Genomic DNA, 19,129 nt, shown 5'->3' with positions numbered 1-19,129 from the left:
GAGGAACACACTATGGCAACTCCACAGTCCCACAAGAACTGGGATCCGGTAATTGGCCCCGTTGTCGCGTCCGCGCTCATGCAGCCGCTCAAGGAGACCTGGGCATTCGCGCAGGAAGGCGTGACGAACCGCGAATTCGAAGGTGAAATCAAGGGCAAGGGTGACGAGGTTGTTGTCTCCAACCTTGGCCGTCCCCACCATCCGTAAGTACGACGAGTCCGAAGACATGATTGTTGAAGATGTCGAGTTCGGAGAGCGTAAGTTCAAGACCGACCAGGGCGACTACTTCAACTTCAAGATTCCGCTGGTATCTTCCGTCCAGTCTGCTCTGGACGTGAAGCCGGAGGCAGTCAGCGAGGCAGAGGAAGGCATGTCCGAGCAGGTCGATACCTACATCGGCAAGCTCATGAAGGACGGAGTGAAGAACTCCAACAAGGTGGGCACCCTCCCGCTCGACATTGAGAAGAAGGACGCGTACAAGACGCTGGTGGCGCTGCGTAAGAAACTCAACGCCACTTCGGTTCCGAAGACTGACCGTTTCGTGATGGTTGGCCCGGAGATGGAATCGGCGTTGCTGTACGACGAGCGCCTGGACAAGGCAGTGAACAACAGCAATCTCTTGAACGGTGAGATTGGTCGCCTGCTCGGGTTCCGCATCATTTCCGCGCCGACGGTGCCGGGCCGTGAGGTGGTCATTGCGGGCCACCCGATGGCTACCCCGTTCGGCTACCAGATCACGGAGGTGGAGGAATCGTCCATGCTGCCGTTCCGTTTCACCCGTGCGATTACGGGCCTCCAGGTGTACGGCGGTTCCGTGATCCGCCCGGAGGCGCTGGCGACGGCTGAACAGGATGTGGTGGAGCCGACCACGGCGGGTGCTACCGAGTAGACGCTAGCCCGTAGCAGACAGCGAAGGGGTCAGGGTGTGTGCCTTGGCCCCCTTTACCCATACCTGGATGAAGGGCACACCATGAATAATCCGTATCAGGAAGAACTACTTAACCGTCTCCGTGACCATGAGAACGCGGGGGTGAACGTGAACTGACCCGGCTTATCAACTGGGCTACATCCGCTGTGTTGAAGTACACAGCTGTGCGGGCGCTCACTAAGACGATGATTGAGAAGTGGGTCAGAGTTAAGGCAGCAGGGTGTGTTCGATGCCGTCTAGAATCACATCGATGACGAGGTCGTAGTATTCCTCGGACATCGCTTCTTCTTCATCAGGGTGTGAGAGAGGCTCCAGGTAAGAGTTGACAATACTGGTCAGTCCAACAGATTGAGCCATCATAGGCTCAAGCCTGACAAGCATTTCGTGCAGGTTGTGGCGAGGCTGGATTTGATTGGATGCGCGCAGGTTTCTCGCTCCGATCGTGTGGATGATCGAGTTCGCGATAATTGTGTAGGCCACAGGCGAATTGTCACCAAACCCAGCTTCTTGTAGTTTGGCCCAGGCTCCATCGATCATCGGCAAAAACTGTTCGGTGAACTTGCCCCGCGCGAACCTGTCGGTAATCCCCGGATATGCTAACAATGCGGGGCGTAGATTGTGAGCCATAGCTCGAAACCAGGCTTTCCATTCAAGGTCCGGGTCGGGAACTTCAATCCCGACACATACCCGGTCTACAACAGCATCACAAATGGCTTCCTTGTTTGGAAAATAATGATAAATCACTGAGGGAACCACGCCCAGTTCACGGGCAATGTCCCGTACTGACCATCCCTCAACGCCACTGATCGCGCTTAACTGTACAGCTTGTTTGACAATCAGCTCGCGTGATAGCCCAGCCCTTCGCCCCGTTAGCGCAGTGTTCATAAGGTGACCCTAACTTATTCCTTGACCCTTACTAGAACACCATTCTACAATATCCCTAAGTGAAACAGTGTTCTAGTAATGGAGTGTAGTGATGCCCGACCCTCGTAGTAATAAGCCGACACAGAGCTCTATTGATCCAGGAGCGCAAGCAAACCTGGTAGTGGGAATCGTTTTTCTCGCCTTTATGGGGCAAATGATTCTCAATCCGATCATCGCGCCACTGTCACGACAGATGGGATTGCGGGAATGGCATATTGGCGCCACTATCTCTTTGGCAGCGATTGTACTAGCGAGCTTGAGTGCTTATTGGGGGCGAGCTTCCCAACGTGTCGGCGCTAAACGTGTACTCGCTGCCGGGCTTGTGATCGCGATCATCGCTTTGAGCGCCTTCGGTATTGTCTCCTACCTGGGGATGAACCAGGTAGTTGGCGGTGTCGGACTAGTTTTTGGTGTTGTGATCACTCGTGGTTTGCTCTATGGTGGAGGGATTTCAGCGATCGCCCCGACCGCGCAAGCCCACCTGGTCACGCATGCTGCCAGCGAGAACGGGCGGGTAAAAGCACTGGGCATGATTGGAGCGGCTCAAGGGATGGCCTCCATTGTTGGAGGTGTTACTGGAGGTGTGTTAGCCGCTGCTGGTGGCCTGCTCTTGCCCTTGGTGGTCATGCCCGTTGTGATGGTGATTGGTCTGGTTGTTCTCTTGGTGAGTTTCGCACCTCAAAGCCGAGGGCAACTTTTTGCAAAGCCTCAACGGATTCGCTTCACTGATCCGCGTGTAGCTCCCTGGCTAGCAACTGGTCTGGTGATGTTTCTTGTGTTTTCTTCTGTTGCTACGATTTTTGGATTCACTGTCCAAGACCGCTTCGCCCTGTCGGCAACTGCGACCGCAGGTATTTCCGCGATTTACCTGACCATCATGGGCGTGACCATGATCATTGCCCAAGCGGTGATTGCTCCAAAGACAGGGTGGGGAGCAGCGAAGCTTTTACGTACTGGTCTGGCCATTACACTAGTTGCAACTGTGCTCATTTGGCCTACCTCCTCGCACGCTTTACTGGTTGTCGGGTGTATCGTGCTGGGGGTAGGTATGGGACTGGCGATGCCCGGGTACAACACTGGCCCAACCTTGAAGATGAGTGCAGATGAGCAAGGCGCAGTGGCTGGCATCATCAACGCTAATAATGGGTTGGCGTACGCGATTGCCCCGCTGGCTTCGACCGCCCTTTACGGGTGGAACCCGCTGGCACCCTTCGCCGTCTGTATCGCCTTGATTGCAGTGGTCGTCATCTACGCCCACACCGCACCCGCACTACGCCAATAACTATGAGCGTGCCTGAAGTAGCCGTTCCATCACGTTATCCGCAGGAGTCGGCCCCGAGTAGTCCACCAGCGAGTTGGCTTTGACGACATCGAAAATCTCGTACCAGAGCGTATTCGCCTGCTTGCTAAACGACTGAGACATGGCCACGAATGGGGACGCGATAGCTGTTAGGACCACGGATTTAGTAACACCGTGGTGAGTATCCAGTAACGCCCGGGTGAGTATCGGGTAACACCCGGGCGTTGACTATGAGCCGCTACTGCGTATTGGCTTCGAGGCGCATGTTTGGTCCTTCGAGTGTGATGATCTCAGCGCCAACGACAAGCCGATTCAGGATCGACCCGGCGATGACAGCATCCGGGATGGACTTGTACCACTCATCGGGTGTGAACTGGGAGGTGACAATGGTTGAGCCCCGGTGTTCACGCTCAGCAAGAATGTTGAGCAGCTGGTGTGCTGTGGCAGCATCAATCGGCGTTGTTAAGAAGTCATCAAGTACGAGTACGTCTGCCAGGTGTAAGTCTTGAAGAAACTCCATGCGTGCTGTGTCATCATGGCGTAGCACCATCAGCTGGTTGGCCAGGGTGTCTGTGCGGAAGAAACGAGCAGAGTAGTCGTTTCTGCACGCAGCGGTAAGGAGTGCTTGGGCCAGGTATGTTTTGCCGACGGATGATTTGCCGAGGATGACAATGCTTTGCGCTTTTTGACACCATTGGCAGTGAGCGAGTCTGGTGATTTGCTCTTTGTTGAGGTTGCGGCCGGGTGCGTAGGTGATGTCTTCGATACACGCATCGAGATTTGGCGATCGGGATGCTTTGAGTAATTTGTTGACTCGTCGTTCACGCTTGGCCGCGACTTCTTTATCGAGCGCGTAGAGCACTTTGTCAGAAAAGCTCCACGAGTCGAAGATGGGATCTGCTGCAATATCAATCACGGTTCGGCCAAAAGCCGTCATACGTAGATCGGTAAAGACAGGCAGGATCGATTCATCAAGAAAGCGCGCTGATGCTGATGCTGGTTGTGGCTGTGTCATGACTGTAGGGGTCCTTTCTTCGTGAGGTTTTCCATACTGAACTGGGCAGACCCACCCAGATATGCGCCGCAGGTATCGCGTGCGTGTTCCACCGGTGGTGTTTCAGGCGCTGTTGTGGCTGGCAGATCATGGCCTGTCGGGCGGGTTGATTGGTCTTTGCGTACCGCGGCCATCATGTTTTTCACCGCGGTATACGACACAGCCCTCCTGGTGCCATCAGGTGCGATCAGGCGTGCACAGGCTTGTTCCAGAATCACTTTGTTGGCGTGTTTGCCCATATTCAGTACGTTTCGTCACGACTGAAATACCTGGGCAGGGATTGCCTTTGCGCTGATGAGTTCTTCGATGACTGTCCGGGTTGCGGGCCCGATCTTGGCTGCTTCACGGTAGAAGTACTCACTGGTCCACAACCCTGTGGTGTCAGCCATGTTGGCAGGAATATGATCCACATCGGTGACATAGATCCCCCGGGCTTGGGCAAGCCGGTGGGTTGCAACACGCTGCCCGGCATCAAAAACGGTTACTTCATTGCCAGTGATACGTACATCGACAGTCCGGCCGACAAGCTGGTAAGGCACTTAAGTAACGTGCAGTGTTGACGGTGATGTGGAAGTTGGGGGCGATGTTCGCGCGTTTCCATTCGGTATGCTGCCACGGTGATGTGGGAAGTTCGCCTAGTACGCCGCGTTCAAACTCGTCAAAGAGCATCCTTCTGCTGGTGTTGTGAATCGGCCTGACTTTTTGAGAGTGGCGTGTTACGCGGCGTGAAGGCCTGCGTGGTTTTCTCGTTGGTAGTTGGTGTAGTGCTTGATCGGCGGGATATGCCCGAGCGAGGAATGCAACCGCTCGTGATTGTACCAGTGGACCCATCCGGCTGTGGCGCGTTCCACCTCCCCCCCAGTTCGTCCACGTCTCTGCCTCGAAATCAATGAGTTCAGACTTGTACAGCCCGATCGTTGACTCCATCAGACCGTTGTCGTAGGCGTCGCCGACAGTGCCGATGGACCCGTCTATCTGATGGACGGCAAGCAGACGGCGGAGATGTGTGGGAGTGTACTGTGAGCCCGCCCGAGTGATGGGGCACCCCGGCCGACTCAAAGTACGGGTCCTGGCGCTGGCGTAGTGCCAGTGCCTGTCGCAGCGCACGGATGGCCAAAGATTTCGTGGCTCGGGTGTCCACGACATACGCCAGGATCTCACGGGTGAATACGTCGGTGACAGAAGCCACGTAGCTGAAACCGCAGCTGGTGTGCACATACGTGAAATCCGCGATCCACCACTGATCGGCGGATAGAGGCCGGACGGGCCGAGCAGAGGCGTGTTTGGTGTATTGGTGATGTGATTCCAGCAGGTATCTAGGCATTTTGTGTAGCGAGAGTTATTTTGAGTCCCAGGGCTTTCATGATTTTCGTGATAGCCGCAAAGGACGGGTTACCGTCTTTTGATAGTGACTTGTAGAGGGATTCACGGTTGAGTTGAGTCTCTTTAGCGAGCTGGCTCATGCCGTGTGCCCTTGCAATGTCACGCAAAACCACCTGTACGGTTTTCGTATCGCCGTCTTCGAGTGCGATAGCCAGGTAATCGTTCACTGCTTCTTGGCTATCGAGATATTTGCTTGCATCGAACGCTGAAAATGTTACTTCCTTCACGACTGTTCCTCCCTTACCTGTTGTGCGAGCTTTTGAGCGGTTCGAATATCTTTATCCTGGCTGGATTTATCTCCTCCGGCCAGCAGGAAAACCGTTATTGCGCCTAGTCGGGTGTAGTACACCCGATAGCCGGGCCCGAAATGAAATCTCATCTCGCTAACCTTCTCGCCAACGGGTTTGATGTCTCCAATCATTCTTCCGTGTGCTTCGCATCGGGCTATTGCATACAAAATGCGTCGCTGAGCATGTTTGTCTTTTAGCTCACCTAACCAGGCGTCAAACAAGCTGCTGGAAATGATCTCCACACGCCCAAGTGTAGCCTAAAAGCTACATGGCTCAAGTGGGGGATACGCCTCTCATGGCTGACTCCTCTTTCGGTTTGAAGATTGGTGATGACGCCAGGAAAGCGTCTAAAGACGCTAAAGACGCATGCAGACTTGAGGGTGCGGTTGATGAGTTGAGGTCGAGGTGGATGACACGTCCGCTACGGCCCGGATCTTCGGTGAGGTGTTCAAGGTCAACCTGACGACTGAGGGGCCACCGCACCGCTTTTCGATCATCCGTGATGAAGCCACGCTCTCGAGCCTCAACTGTCAATGAAGCAAACGGCGTTATTCTCGCAGCCCCTCCACGATCCGCACCGTCTCCACCGCAACCCGCGTGACTTTACCAATCAGGTCCACGATGTAGCGAGGGTTGCCTACCTCATCGGACCAGTCATTCGGGTCGTTCACAATCCCGGACGCCTTGTCCTTCTTCACCTGGTAGCGGTCAATCAACCACGCCACCGCAGAGCGCGACCCCAGCATGTACTCGTCAGCCTCAGCCGGAATACCAGTGATGGTGACGCGCTTGTTATAGATCAGCTTGGTCACGTCGTTGACGTTCTTACCGGTCTCGGGGTCCTTCTTGCGCCCCCACTTCATCTTCAACACGCGCCAGGTATCCGGATCGGACTCGTCGCCCTTGACCGTGATGTCCAGCGGGTATGGCTCCACGTCCTCGTATCCGACGTGCAGGTCCATGAGTTCCTTGCCAGCGCGCGCGAACTTGTCGAACTCTTCCCGCGTTCCCGGTGTCTCGATGTGCGGCAGCATCTTTTTCAAATCCGCCGCGTACGCCTCCCGATAATTCGGGTCGTGCAGCTTGCCGTAGACAAAGTGAAAAATATCGTCACCAGTAACATCCGCACCCAGCGCGTCACGGTAGACAGCCTTGATCGCGTCGGTGATGTTGTCCTTGCGCACATACCCCGCAACGACCTCACCGACCTGCCCATACATCGAGGACTCACCCTCGCTTATCGACGCCCCCTCGCCAAACAACGCACCATCCGAAGCCTCAACGAGCTCCCAAGTGAAGCGTGGGAAGAACTGTGTCCCTTCTGAACCAAACAGATTAAGGTCAAGGAGCATATCAGCTGCAAAAATGCTGTAAGGCTTCACCGCGCCTACGGTCATCTGGGCAAACCCGATGTTGTGGTGTTGCTGCGTCGGGAACATCGACGGCAACTGGTACTGCCTATCGATCAGTTCCTTCGCGAAGTAGCTCCGTTGCTTAAAGAAGGGACGGTACATCGAGGTGTAGGCACGGTCCGTATCAAGCGTGATTTCTGTTCCTCGAGAGAGTTCTTGCTTGAGATTTACATTCCATGAACCCTTCGTGCTGTCGATCAGCTCCGGGTGCTGTGCAAACAACGCATCAACACCCCGCTTGTTTTGCTCGAACCCTTCGCTTCGCAACACAACTTGCGCCTGATCGTAGTTCGCAACGTGCGTCTCGATGTTTTCTACGAGTTGTGGGATAGAAGACGAATAAGACCACGAGTCGCGACCTGTCTTTAGTCCTGAGGAATACGTTGTGAAGAATGTTGTTTCGTCGCTCTTCTTCTCGCCGATCACGGGCCATGTCCCAAACTCGGCACTACGCTGATTTAGCCAGTCACCGTGCTGATTCGGCGTGATTGAACGCCACTTAATCCGGTCAATTGACGCATTCTCGGCAAACGCCAGCTTCTCTTTACGCTTCTGATAGTCAGGAGTCTGCGCGTAATGCAGGTGGAAGCCGGTCTTGGAAGGATCCTTCACACCGATCAGCACCGCAACGCCGACTCGGATATCAAAGACATTGTCGCCCTCACGCTTGGCTTGTTCGCCACCACCCAAAGAGTTGCCGCGCAGATTGAAAACATAGAGGTCGGTGAAATCCTCGGCCATCGACAGGCGGACACCATCTCCGGTGTTGCCGTCTACCCAGCCGTTATTTGCGATAAACGCCACGACGCCATGATCCCCGATTCGGTCCGTCGCCCACCGGAATGCGCGCAGGTATGAGTCGTATAGCGAGTTCTTATTCGTCGCCGTTGACTTCGCCGCGTACGTTTCTGCAATACGCGCGTCTAGTGTCGGGTACTTCAGGTTCGCGTTGTTGTCATTCGCTTTTTTCTGACCCGATGAGTACGGCGGATTGCCCACGATGACATTGATCGGGGCTTCCTTCTGGCGAACAATGCGTTCGTTGTTGTTCCTGAATACCGTGAGGTCGAGGATGTCTCCTTCCTCGTGGATCTGGAACGTATCGGCAAGCGCGATGCCCTCGAAGGAAACGTAGCGGGGGGGGGGTGCGCTTTCCGAGCATTTGGCTGCCTCGGCCAGCAACGCGTTGAACGTCGTTTCGATGTTGGCGGCCGCGACGTAGTAAGCCAGCAGCATGATCTCGGTGGCGTGCAACTCGTTGGCGTACTTGCGTGCTAGATCCTTCGGATCAATCAACCCGGACTGCAACAGGCGCACCATAAACGTGCCGGTGCCCGTAAACGGATCCAGGATATGCACGCTCTCGTCGGTTAAACCGCGGCCGAAGTGCTTCTTCGACACATCGTCGGCGGCGCGCAGGATAAAGTCCACGATCTCCACCGGGGTATACACAATGCCCAGCTTGTCGGCGTCGCGTTTGAACGCCTTTTGGAAGAAACGCTCGTAAAGTTCTTTGATCACCTGCTGCTTCCCGGATGCACTCGTGACCTCAGATGCGCGCACACGCACCGAGGCGTAGAACTTCTCCAACGAGTCAGTCTCGGCATCCAGGTCACTGTCGTCGAGGGCGTCGACCATGCGCTGCATGACCTGGGAGACCGGGTTGTGGACGGCGAAGTTGTGCTCGCTAAACAGGGCGTCAAATACTGGGGCGGTAATCAGGTGCTGCGACAGCATACTGATTGCCTCGTCCTCAGAGATCGAGTCGTTGAGGTTACCCCGCAGACCTTCTACGAAGGTGTCGAACTCACCGCGCAGTGTCGCATCCGCCTGGTCAAGCAGCGCGCGGATGCGGGTGACCTGCGCCTTGGAGATGTCCGCGACGTCGTCGGCCCAATCCTCCCAGTAGGTGCGGGTACCCACCTTGTCCACCAGCTTGGTGTAGATCGCTTCCTGCCACTGCTCAAGCGAGAACAACGCGATCTGCTGGGCTGTCACCTGGTCGGATTCGTGGGCCTCGGTCCGCTCACTGTTCGCGAGTTTCTTCTTCGCCTCCTGCGCAGGATCAACAACTGGCTGGACGGAAATCGGCAAATCATCCTGCACGTTCTCGTTGAGCGCAATCGAGTTCACCTTGGCGTTAAAGCGGTCGTCGTGTGCACGCAACGCGTTGAGGATCTGCCATACAACCTTGAACCGCTGGTTATCGTTCAGCGCCTCCGACGGCGATGTATCCGGCGCCACCGCCACCGGCAAAATGATGTAGCCGTAGTCCTTGCCTTCCGCCTTCCGCATCACGCGACCAACGGACTGCACCACGTCCACCATCGAATTGCGCGGGTTGAAAAACACCACCGAATCGAGGGCGGGGACGTCGACACCCTCCGAAAGGCACCTGGCGTTTGTGAGCACACGGGTCTCATTGGTCGGCATATCCGACTCAAGCCACGTCAGCTTCGTGCTGCGCTCCAGGGCATTCATCGCGCCATCAACATGTTGCGCCTGCACATCAAGATCCATATTCAACGTCTGGATGTCGTTCGTCACCGCCTTTTCCTGCAGCAGCTCGCGATGCGACTTCACCAGCAGGGGGAACGCCTCCGTAATCGCCTTCGACGTCTTAATATCCTTCGCGAACGCCACCGTGCGGTGCATCGGCTCCGCGCCCTCATCGAAGCCGCCCTTCTTGCCCTGCAAACCTCCCGAGCGCTTCGCCAACGCATTCCAAACGCCGATCATCGCCGAGCCCGTCGTTAAGTTAATGTCCTTGCCACCAGCAGCGTTGAACTTGCCCATCGCATCAGCACCCAGCGACTCGTCGACAGTCATGATGAGCACCTTGTAGTCCGTCAACAACCCCTTATCGACGGCCTCTCCGAACCCCAACCGGTGAAACTCAGGACCGTACACGGCCTCGTCATCCATGGAGTAGAGCTCCGCCGAATGCTCGATGGCTTTGCCTTTCACGGTTTCGTCGAAAAGGCGTGGGGTGGCGGTCATGTACAGGCGCTTCTTCGCCTTGATGTAGTCATTGTCGTGGATGCGGGAGAAGTTCGACGGGTCCTCCCCGGCCAACGTTGCGCCGGTGGTGCGGTGGGCCTCGTCGCAAATGACAAGATCGAACTCCTCGAGGCCAGCTTCTTGCGCGTCGTGGATCGCGGGCAACGACTGGTACGTCGAAAACACGACGCTCAACCCCGCCGCGCGCTTCCGCTTCGACAAGCGCTCCGCAATATCCTCGCCATTCGTCGACACCGGCACCTCAAGGTCATACGAGGCGATATCCTCCGCCTTGCGCGCCACCTTGCTATCGGAGCACACCGCGTAACTGCGAAGATCCATCCGTGCCTGCGCAGTCCACTCCTTCAACGACTGCGACAACAAACTAATCGACGGCACCAAAAACAGCACTCGCGCCTTGCCATAGTGCTCCTTCGCAAAACGCTCAGCCAAGCGCAGCGCCGTAAACGTTTTCCCCGTACCGCAGGCCATAATCAGCTTGCCGCGATCGTGCGCCTTGAACCCCTCCAGCGACTTTTCAATCGCCGTTGCCTGATGCGGCCGCGGCTCAAACGTCTCCCGCAAGGTGAGGTTCACCGACATCTCACTGCCTGGGTAAGCGATATCCCAATTAATCGGGGACTCCGCAATCGCCGACGTACCGATCCGGTTCGTGGCGATCAGCTGGTTCTCCAGCATCGCCTCAGCGTTCGACGACCAACGGTCCGTCGTCGAAATAATCAGACGGTTCGCAAACTGCTCCACCCCGCGGTCAGTTTCGAACGAGCGTCCCGACGCCTCAAAGAACGAGTCCAGTTGACCCTTCTGAATATGCGTCGTGGGCAGGTAAAACTTGCACTGAATTGCCGTCCACTCGCCGTCATCCACCCGCCTCGCGACGAGGTCAATCCCCACGTCTGACTTGCCACCGTTGAACGGCCAATCCACCCAGCGGTACACCTCCGAGTACTCACTCGATAGCGTCGGGTCCGTCTTGAAGTAGTTGACCATCAACTTTTCAAACGCCAACCCTTGCTCCGACTTCGACGGCAGCTTGCGGAGTTCCTCGATGGCATCAGTGAATGTCGACATGCGCAACATTATGCCCCACTGATGCCACCCGGGCGAGAGATTAGGTCCTTAGAACGGCAGCGCCTGCGCAACCTGCGGAGGCAGCACGCCGGCGGCCTTCGCGCCGTAGCCGATGATGCCCAGGCCTGCCGCTGCAACTGCGATCCAGGTCAGGATCCAGCCGGCCTGCGTTGCCCGGTAGGCATCATCTGCGGAGGAACCGTTCTTGACGGAACCGTACACCCAGTCCCGGGTGGTCTGGGTGTCTAGTGCGGCGCCGGTGCCCTTGTCGTGCAGGATCTTTCGGAGCTTGGCGCGCTCCACTTTCGTTCGGACCTTCTTTTCGGCGTCCTGCAGCTTGCCGCCAAACTTATCCAGCGTGTCGAGGATGTCTGGGTTCCCCGCTGCCTCGGCAGCGGGGACGACGGCGAGGGAAAGTGCGGTAGCGCCAGCCAGGGCTGCGGTTCAGAGCGGCGTCGGAGCGTTTCCCCAGGTCGCGTAAAACGGGCGAGGGAATTTGGTGTCTTGTGTGAACGGCGAGTGACAATGGACGCAATCCTGCTGGTCGACCTCGGTAAAAGCCCAGGTCGCGAAAAGGGGGTTGCGTCTTTTGTCACTAGCGCGGCGAACGAGGACATCAAATTCCTAGATTTTCGCGCGGAGGTTTGGAAAAGCCCAGGTTACGCAAACTGCTGCGCGAGGGAATTTGGTGCGTAGACCCCGCAAAACCACAAAGAACCAGCCCTACGCGTACGGGACGACCATCCCGCCGAACGCCAGCGCAACCGCCGTGAGCACGGCCCACGCCAGCATGGCCTTGCCGTTGAGGCCCAGCACCGGGATGAGGGCTGTGCCGGTCGCGCCGCTGCGGACCTTCATGATGGCGGCGATCGCCAGCGGCAGCGCTACCAGCCCGACCAGGGCCGGCGCGTACACCAGGGCCAGCAGCACGCTGACTACGAACGGCACGCAGGTCAGGACGGTGAACAGGGTGCGGGCGCGGCGGTCGCTGAGGCGGACCGCGATGGTCTGCTTACCGGAGGCGGAGTCGGTGGGGATGTCGCGGATGTTGTTGACCAGGTTCACGGATGCGGAGATTGCGCCGATCGCCACCGCGACGAGCAGGCCCTCCCAGGACAGGAACCCGGTCTGGACGAACTCGGTGCCCATCACTGCGACGAGGCCGAAGAAGATGAAGACGCTGACCTCGCCAAGGCCGATGTAGCCGTAGGGGTTGTTGCCGCCGGTGTAGAACCAGGCGGCGGCGATGCAGGCGGCGCCGATCAGGATCAGCCACCACGCCCCGGCCAGCACGGACAGGATGATGCCGAACAGCCCTGCAACGCCGAACGCGATGAAGGCGGCGAGTTTTACGTCCTTGGGTTCGGCGAGTCCGCTGGCGGTGATGCGTGTGGGGCCGGAGCGGTCGTCGTCGGTGCCGCGGATGCCGTCGGAGTAGTCGTTGGCAAAGTTGACGCCGATGATCAGGGCCCACGCCACGAGCAGCGCCAACAGTGCCCGGCCGAGGTTGGCGTGCGCGGTAAAGGCCGCGACGCCGGTGCCGGCGATGACGGGCGCGAAGGCGTTTGGCCAGGTGTGGGGGCGGGAGGCTTCCCACCACGCGTGCAGGTTGGGTTGTGCGTTCATGGTTTCCATCATGCCCCGTGTCGGGCCTGTCGGCTAAAGTGGTGCGCCATGTGGGTTGATTACGCGGCGCGGCAGTCGGTGGCGCAGATAGGCGCGGTGGCGCGTTTGCCGTCGTTGCGGTTGGCGGTGCGCTCCGGGTGCCTCGAGTTTCCCGCCGACGGCCACACCGTGATCAGCCTGACTTCGCACGGCATCCGCTTATCGACGGTCCACCACACCCTCGCATCGCTGTTGGTGGGGACTCGCCGCGTGCCCACCATCCTGTGGCTGGACGCGGAGGACTTCGACGCGCCCTGGCCCGAGCCGCTGCGGGAGCTCGTGAAGCGCGGCCTGCAGGTGCGGCGTTCCGACGGCCACTACGGCCCGCACACGAAGTACTACGGCACGTTCCGGCAGCTCGCGGGCACGGGGACGAGCGTGATCACGGTGGATGATGACGTGTTGTACCCGCGGTGGTTCGTCGAGAAGCTGGTGGTGGATCCGCTGGCGGTGACGGCCTACCGGGCCCACGAGATCGCGCTGGTAGGCGAGGGCTTCGCACCGTATACGCAGTGGCGCAGCGTGCGCACCACCGCCCCGAGCCCGCGGCACTTCGCCACCGGCGTGTCCGGGGTGGCGTACCCGCCCGCGATGGTGGACTTTGTGGCCGCGCAAGGCGACGCTTTCCTGCGCGCCGCACCCAGCGCCGACGATGTCTGGCTCAACATGTGCGCGGTGCGTTCCGGACACTTTGTGCGGCAGGTCTTCGACAAGCCGAAGGAGTTTCCGCTGGTGCCGGGCTCGCAGTCGGTGGCACTCGTGCGCACAAACCTGCGCGGGGGCAACGACGCCCAGCTCGCCGCAAGCTACAGTGCGGAGGACATCCGGGCCGTGGTCGGGGCGCGCTAGAACAGGTCGCGCACCGCGGCCCGGTCCACCTTGCCCGGCCCCAGCAACGGCAGCGCCGCGACGCGCTTGAGCTCCTTCGGCACCTGCCACCGCGGCAGGTCCTGCAGGGCGTCCATCACGTCCGGCACCTGCGCCTCGCCCGCGAAGGCGGCGCAGATCCGCTGCCCGAAGCGCTCGTCCGGCACGCCGACCACGCACGCGTCCGCCACGCCGGGCACGCCGAGCAGGAAGCGCTCGAGCACCTCCGGCTGCAGCTTCAGGCCACCGGAGTCAATCACATTATCGACGCGCCCTTCGACCGTGAGGTGGCCGTCGACAAGCTGGCCTGCGTCTGAGGTGCGGAACCACCCTGGCTCGGCGAAGTCGGGGTGCTCCGGCTGGTTGCGGTAGCCCTGCGCGACCATGGGGCCGCCGAGCCAGATGCGGCCGTCGCGGATGCGAACGTTGGCGCCGGCGATGGGCACCCCGTCGTAGACGCAGCCGCCGGAGGTTTCCGAGGAACCGTAGGTGGTGACCACGTTGATGCGCAGCTTCGCCGCCGAGTCCAGCAGCGCCGGATTCGTGGCCGCCCCGCCGACGAGCACCGCGTCAAAGCTGCGCAGCGCGTCGATGCCGGTGAGCGTGGACATCGCCTTGTCCAGCTGCAGCGGGGTCAGCGCCGTGTAGCAGCGGTCCCCAGTTGCCACGATCTCCGCGGTGCGGGCCGCGAACTCATCCACGTGGAACCCGTGGGTGAGGTCCACGAAGGCGGGCTCCACGCCGGCGACCATGCTGCGCACCAACACCTGGACGCCAGCGATGAACGCGGCGGGCATCGCTAACAACCACTGGCCCGGCCCGCCGAGCGCCTGGTGGGTGGCGTCCGCGCTGGCAATCAGGTTCGTCGGGGTCAGCAACGCACCCTTCGGGGTGCCCGTGGACCCGGAGGTCGCCACCACGAGGGCGACGTCGTCCGCGATTGGCTCGCCCACGCCCTGCGTGTTACGCAGCAGGTTCGCGCGCGCCGGGTCGTTCGTCGGCACGGGCAGTAGGGCGCGCTGGCCGGTCAGCGCCTCCTCGAGAGCGGGCAGGATCGCCAGCGGCTTGGCGGGGTCAACGGGGAGGAGTTCCAGGAGCTTCGTCACGAAGCGTTAGTCTAGCGCCCCGCCCGCGAGGACCTCGATGGCGTCGCGCCACGTGACGTTGCCGGTGTCGGGAGCGAAGCGGTCCGTCGTCAAGAGGATGCAGCGGGACCCGGCGGGAAGGGCGTCGAACGGCGCGAGCTCTCGCGCGAGCGTCGCAGGCTCGGTAACCGTGAGCGCCACCTGGATGTAGAGAGTGTGTCGGCCGTCGTTAGCGATGAAATCAATCTCCCCACCGGGAACCTTACCCGTGGAAACCTGGTACCCGCGGCGGCGAAGCTCCAGGTAAACCATGTTTTCCAAGTCGTGGCCGAAGTTGAAAGGGCGAGAGCCCAGCAGCGCGGTGCGCAGGCCCGGGTCGACGAAGTAGAACTTGCCGTTCGTGCTCAGCCACCGCTTGCCCTTCGTGTCGTAATCCCGGCACTGATAGATAAGGTGCGCGTCCGCCATCAGTCCGAGGTAGCGGTCCATGGTTTCGCTCGACGCCTTGAGCCCCTCGTGCTTGAGGTGGCCCACGATGCGGTTCGTGGACACCGGGTTGCCGGCGTTGTCGAAGAGAAAGCGGGCCACGCGCAGGAAAGCGTCGGTGTCGCGGATCTGGCCACGCAAGGAAATGTCGCGAGTGAAGATGGAATCGAACAGGGAGGAGTTCGCCTGACGAATCACCACCGGGTCCGCGAGCTGTACCGTGGCGGGGAAGCCGCCGATGATGACCCACTCCTGAAACGCACTGTCAAGGCCAGGGCGCGCGTCCGACGGGTAGCGGAACTCCATGAACTCTGCCAGGGAAAGAGGCAGCATCGGGATCTCGATGTAGCGCCCCGCTAGATAGGTCAGCGACTCGCCAACGAAGAGAGAGGCGTTGGAGCCGGTCACGCAGATCTCCAGTTGCTCGTTGAGCCGCAGTGAGTTGATCACGCGCGCCCAGTCCTCGAGCTCCTGCACCTCATCGACGTGCAGGTAGCGCAGCCCTTGCGCGAGGCGGTGCGTAACGGCGTCGTGGAAGGTTGTCGGGTCCCGCAGCGCGGCGTTGGCCTGGTCCTCGAAGTTGATCACCATGATGGCGTCGTCTGGGGTGCCGTGCTCGCGCAGGTGGCGGCGGTACAGCTCCAGGAGGGTCGACTTCCCGCAGCGTCGAACACCGGTGATGATGCGCACGAAGTCGTTATCGGTGACTGCCAGCAGGTTGTCCAGGTACTGCTGCCGCGGGTACAGAGCTCTCATGCGTTTCGAGTATACCGGAAACTATCGCTAAAACCGGCAGGAGTTTCAGGTATACCGGAAATCACGCAGCTATCTGCCCAGTTCGTGACTGAGCGCCTCGAGCTCCCCGCCACCAGCCATCTGGTGGGTCAGCTCCTCCAAGGTGACGTTCTCCCGGGGCTCGTCGAGTTCCTGGCGGCCCAGCTTCAAAATGGTGAAGTGGTCCCCGACCAGGTAGGCGTGGTGCGGGTTGTGGGTGACCAACACGACGGCGATACCGCGGTCGCGGGCGGCGGCGACGAAGCGTAAGACCACCCCGGACTGTTTGACGCCCAGCGCCGCGGTCGGCTCGTCGAGGATGAGCACGCGGGCGCCGAAGTAGACGGCCCGCGCGATGGCCACGACTTGGCGCTGGCCACCAGAAAGGTTCCCGGCGTCGACTTCGACGTCGGGGATGTCGATGCCCATCTCACGCAGCTGCTCGGCGCAGATGCGTTTCATCTCGGTATCGCGAAGGACGCCGAAGCGGCCGGTGAGTTCCTGGCCGAGGAAGAAGTTGCGCCACACGCTGATCTCATCGACGATCGCTAAGGTCTGGTGCACCGTTGCGATGCCGGTATCGATCGAGTCTCGGGGAGAGGTGAAGGTGGTGTGCTGGCCGTCGATAAGTAGCTCCCCGGACGTGGGCTGGTGCAAGCCTGCGAGGATCTTGATCAGCGTGGACTTGCCAGCGCCGTTGTCGCCGAGCACGCACGTGACCTCGCCCTCGCGCACCGCGAGGTTCACCCCGCGCAGCGCATCGAAGCTGCCGTAGGACTTGGTGATGTTCTTCAGTTCAATGACAGCCACTTAGCGCCCCTTGGTGTACTTAGCGAAGGACATATTCGTAAACACGGCGACCAGCAGTGTTGCGCCGAGGAAGAACTTGAACCAGTCAGGGTTCCAGCCGGCGTAGACGATGCCCTGGTTCGTCAGGCCGAAAATCAGCGCGCCGATCGCGGTCCCCACCGCGGTGCCGCGCCCGCCCGTCATAGCGCAGCCGCCGATGACGGCGGCGATGATGTAGAGGAACTCGTTGCCCACACCCTGGCCCGCCTGGATGGAGTCGAAGGCGAACAGGGTGTGCATGCCCACGAACCAGGCCGCGAAGCCCACGCCCATGAACAGCAGAATCTTCACCCGACGCACCGGCACGCCCACGGCACGCGCGGCGTTTTGGTCCCCGCCGACCGCCGTGATCCAGTTGCCGAACTTCGTGCGGAACAGCACAAACGAGGCAATCGCGACGAGCAGCAACCACCACAGCACCGTCACATTCAAGGTGACGCCGCCAATGTCGAAGGTACCAGCGAACACCACATGCGCCGACGGGAAACCCTCCATGTCGGAGATGATCGGTGTTGCCACCTGGCCGGTCACCAGCTTGGTCACCGCCAGGTTGAGGCCCTGCAGCATCAAAAACGCCGCCAGCGTAATCAGGAAGCTATCGATGCCGGTGCGGGTGACCAGGTAGCCGTTCAGCGCGCCGATCGCCAGCGAGATCCCGAGCGCCATGAACGCGCCAACCCACGAGTTGAGGTGCAGGTTGTAGTTCAGCATCGTCGCGGCCAGCGCGGCCGTGGTCACGGCGACGCCGGAGGAAAGGTCGAACTCGCCGCCGATCATCAGCAGCCCCACCGCGAGCGCCACGATGCCCAGCGTCGAGGACGCGTACAGGGTGGTCGCGAACGCCTCAAAGGAGCGGAACGCGGGAGCGACGGTCAGGAAGAACGCAAAGATCGCGATGAAGCCCAGCATCGAAGCGAACTCGGGGCGCCGGATGAGCTTGGAAAATCCAGTGTGCGTTCGTAGCCGGTCATCGCTTGTCGACGCCCCTTCGTTCACCGCCGTGCTCATCGCATGCCCGCCTTCGCTGCCTCGGCAACCTTGTCCACGTTGTCCTTATCCACGAAGCTCGGGCCGGTGTAGACCGGGCGGCCCCCGCCGAGGGTGCCGCCGTTGCGCTTCGCGATCCACAGCGAGTCGACGGCCAGGTAGCCCTGCAGGTACGGCTGCTGGTCGACGGCGAAGGCGACGCGGCCGTCGGCGATGGCGTCGACAAGCTCGGCGTTGGTATCAAACGTGGCGACCTGCGCCTTGGACCCGGACTGCTTCACGGATTCGGTCGCGCGCATCGCCACCGGTGCCTGGAGGGCGAAGACAGTGTCGAAGCTTGTGTCCTGCGACAGCTTCGAGGTGATGGTGGACTGCACGGAGGTCAGATCCTGACCGTTGACGTAGAGCAGTTCGACGTTGCCGTCGAGGCCTTTGCGCAGGCCCTCGCAACGCGCTTCCTGGGAGGAGTTGCCCTGCTCGTGAATGACGCACAGGACGTTCGACTTGCCCTGCTCCTTGAGACGCTCGCCGGCGGCGTTGCCCGCCACCGACTCGTCCTGCCCGAAGAAACCGGTCATGCCGTAGTCCTGGTATTTGCCCATGCCAGCGTTCAGGCCGACGACGGGGATGCCGTGGTCCACGGCGTTGCGCGCAGCCGGGCCGATTGCCTCGGCGTTCGGCATGGTCACGGCGATGCCGTCGACGCCAGCGTCCACCGCCGAGCGCACCAGGTTCGCCTGGTTCGGCGCCTGCGGGTCGGAGGAGTAGCGCAGCTCGATGTTGTCCTTCTTCGCCGCGTCCTCCGCGCCCTTGCGCACGAGGTCCCAGTAGGTATCGCCCGGCGCACCGTGCGTGACCATCGCCACCACGTACCTCGGCGTATCGACGCCCCCAGCGGTCCCCTCGACGTTCTCCGAGCGGGGTGCGCCGCCTGTTGAGGAGCACCCAACAAGTAACGCCGCAGCCGTCAGCGCTGCGGCAAAAAATGTAGTCCGTGTCCTAGCCATTGTACGAGTGTGATCCACCACACCCG

Annotated in this window: 20 protein-coding genes and 1 pseudogene; 5 read left to right on the top strand and 16 right to left on the bottom strand. The window is 60.2% G+C overall.

Annotation, left to right across the window (positions count from 1 at the left end; all coding sequences use genetic code 11):
• Positions 1 to 12: 12 nt before the first annotated feature.
• Both BJP08_RS10345 and BJP08_RS10340 read left to right on the top strand, forming a co-directional pair.
• Positions 13 to 207 (top strand): hypothetical protein, encoded by a 195-nt coding sequence (locus BJP08_RS10345; protein ID WP_071566606.1) that lies wholly within the window; start codon positions 13 to 15, stop codon positions 205 to 207.
• On the top strand, positions 173 to 889 hold the full coding sequence (locus BJP08_RS10340) for a hypothetical protein (protein WP_177221754.1): 717 nt from the start codon (positions 173 to 175) through the stop codon (positions 887 to 889). Before BJP08_RS10345 ends, BJP08_RS10340 begins: the two co-directional genes overlap by 35 nt.
• A 246-nt stretch (positions 890 to 1,135) precedes the next feature.
• Here the strand turns inward: BJP08_RS10340 and BJP08_RS11780 are convergent, their stop codons facing one another.
• Positions 1,136 to 1,813 (bottom strand): TetR/AcrR family transcriptional regulator, encoded by a 678-nt coding sequence (locus BJP08_RS11780; RefSeq protein WP_071569465.1) that lies wholly within the window; start codon positions 1,811 to 1,813, stop codon positions 1,136 to 1,138.
• A gap of 91 nt (positions 1,814 to 1,904) precedes the next feature.
• On the opposite strand from BJP08_RS11780, the gene BJP08_RS10330 reads away from it, so the two are divergent.
• The gene (locus BJP08_RS10330; protein WP_070495012.1) at positions 1,905 to 3,134 is read left to right on the top strand and encodes an MFS transporter; all 1,230 of its coding nucleotides are present in this window, start codon (positions 1,905 to 1,907) and stop codon (positions 3,132 to 3,134) included.
• Here BJP08_RS10330 and BJP08_RS10325 read toward each other — a convergent pair.
• From BJP08_RS10325 to BJP08_RS10300, 7 genes and pseudogenes are all read right to left on the bottom strand, one after another.
• A pseudogene (locus tag BJP08_RS10325) lies at positions 3,135 to 3,299 on the bottom strand (terminase); the annotation flags it as partial.
• A gap of 91 nt (positions 3,300 to 3,390) precedes the next feature.
• On the bottom strand, positions 3,391 to 4,167 hold the full coding sequence (locus BJP08_RS10320; protein WP_071569464.1) for an ATP-binding protein: 777 nt from the start codon (positions 4,165 to 4,167) through the stop codon (positions 3,391 to 3,393).
• Between the two features lie 293 nt (positions 4,168 to 4,460).
• A complete protein-coding gene (locus BJP08_RS11505) occupies positions 4,461 to 4,745 on the bottom strand; it encodes a hypothetical protein (RefSeq protein ID WP_143110101.1) in 285 nt (94 codons plus the stop codon).
• Between the two features lie 177 nt (positions 4,746 to 4,922).
• Positions 4,923 to 5,096, bottom strand: a complete 174-nt coding sequence (locus tag BJP08_RS12020) for an integrase core domain-containing protein (protein WP_369816428.1) — start codon at positions 5,094 to 5,096, stop codon at positions 4,923 to 4,925.
• 5 nt (positions 5,097 to 5,101) lie between these two features.
• Positions 5,102 to 5,530 (bottom strand): DDE-type integrase/transposase/recombinase, encoded by a 429-nt coding sequence (locus tag BJP08_RS12015; protein ID WP_071569463.1) that lies wholly within the window; start codon positions 5,528 to 5,530, stop codon positions 5,102 to 5,104.
• Positions 5,523 to 5,816, bottom strand: a complete 294-nt coding sequence (locus tag BJP08_RS10305; RefSeq protein ID WP_070362126.1) for an addiction module antidote protein — start codon at positions 5,814 to 5,816, stop codon at positions 5,523 to 5,525. Before BJP08_RS10305 ends, BJP08_RS12015 begins: the two co-directional genes overlap by 8 nt.
• Entirely contained in the window at positions 5,813 to 6,121 is a 309-nt protein-coding gene (locus BJP08_RS10300; protein ID WP_070482101.1) for a type II toxin-antitoxin system RelE/ParE family toxin, read from the bottom strand. Before BJP08_RS10300 ends, BJP08_RS10305 begins: the two co-directional genes overlap by 4 nt.
• 163 nt (positions 6,122 to 6,284) lie before the next feature.
• On the opposite strand from BJP08_RS10300, the gene BJP08_RS11940 reads away from it, so the two are divergent.
• Positions 6,285 to 6,416 carry a hypothetical protein gene (locus BJP08_RS11940; protein WP_255364819.1) on the top strand — a complete coding sequence of 44 codons (132 nt, stop codon included), beginning with the start codon at positions 6,285 to 6,287 and terminating at the stop codon, positions 6,414 to 6,416.
• Positions 6,417 to 6,427: 11 nt separating this feature from the next.
• Here BJP08_RS11940 and BJP08_RS10295 read toward each other — a convergent pair whose 3' ends face one another.
• The 3 genes from BJP08_RS10295 to BJP08_RS10285 all read right to left on the bottom strand — a co-directional run bounded on the left by BJP08_RS10295 (position 6,428) and on the right by BJP08_RS10285 (position 13,009).
• Entirely contained in the window at positions 6,428 to 11,383 is a 4,956-nt protein-coding gene (locus BJP08_RS10295; RefSeq protein WP_071569462.1) for a DEAD/DEAH box helicase, read from the bottom strand.
• A gap of 48 nt (positions 11,384 to 11,431) precedes the next feature.
• Positions 11,432 to 11,686 (bottom strand): hypothetical protein, encoded by a 255-nt coding sequence (locus BJP08_RS10290; protein WP_071569461.1) that lies wholly within the window; start codon positions 11,684 to 11,686, stop codon positions 11,432 to 11,434.
• A gap of 420 nt (positions 11,687 to 12,106) precedes the next feature.
• Positions 12,107 to 13,009 (bottom strand): 1,4-dihydroxy-2-naphthoate polyprenyltransferase, encoded by a 903-nt coding sequence (locus BJP08_RS10285; RefSeq protein WP_143110100.1) that lies wholly within the window; start codon positions 13,007 to 13,009, stop codon positions 12,107 to 12,109.
• A 48-nt stretch (positions 13,010 to 13,057) separates the two neighbouring features.
• On the opposite strand from BJP08_RS10285, the gene BJP08_RS10280 reads away from it, so the two are divergent.
• Positions 13,058 to 13,897: a glycosyltransferase gene (locus BJP08_RS10280; protein ID WP_071569459.1), complete on the top strand. Its 840-nt coding sequence runs from the start codon at positions 13,058 to 13,060 to the stop codon at positions 13,895 to 13,897.
• Here the strand turns inward: BJP08_RS10280 and menE are convergent.
• The 5 genes from menE to BJP08_RS10255 form a co-directional block, all read right to left on the bottom strand.
• Positions 13,894 to 15,021: an o-succinylbenzoate--CoA ligase gene (menE, locus tag BJP08_RS10275; RefSeq protein WP_071569458.1), complete on the bottom strand. Its 1,128-nt coding sequence runs from the start codon at positions 15,019 to 15,021 to the stop codon at positions 13,894 to 13,896. The two genes, BJP08_RS10280 and menE, sit on opposite strands and share 4 nt — an antisense overlap.
• 6 nt (positions 15,022 to 15,027) lie before the next feature.
• Positions 15,028 to 16,242, bottom strand: a complete 1,215-nt coding sequence (locus BJP08_RS10270) for an ATP-binding protein (protein ID WP_071569457.1) — start codon at positions 16,240 to 16,242, stop codon at positions 15,028 to 15,030.
• A gap of 69 nt (positions 16,243 to 16,311) precedes the next feature.
• Positions 16,312 to 17,070 (bottom strand): ATP-binding cassette domain-containing protein, encoded by a 759-nt coding sequence (locus BJP08_RS10265; protein ID WP_071569456.1) that lies wholly within the window; start codon positions 17,068 to 17,070, stop codon positions 16,312 to 16,314.
• A complete protein-coding gene (locus tag BJP08_RS10260) occupies positions 17,071 to 18,117 on the bottom strand; it encodes an ABC transporter permease (protein ID WP_071569455.1) in 1,047 nt (348 codons plus the stop codon).
• On the bottom strand, positions 18,114 to 19,103 hold the full coding sequence (locus BJP08_RS10255) for a substrate-binding domain-containing protein (RefSeq protein ID WP_071569454.1): 990 nt from the start codon (positions 19,101 to 19,103) through the stop codon (positions 18,114 to 18,116). Before BJP08_RS10255 ends, BJP08_RS10260 begins: the two co-directional genes overlap by 4 nt.
• Between the last annotated feature and the right edge of the window lie 26 nt (positions 19,104 to 19,129).

The sequence above is a fragment of the Corynebacterium sp. NML140438 genome (assembly GCF_001875725.1).
Taxonomy (GTDB): domain Bacteria; phylum Actinomycetota; class Actinomycetes; order Mycobacteriales; family Mycobacteriaceae; genus Corynebacterium.
This window is presented reverse-complemented; position numbering and strand designations above follow the sequence as displayed.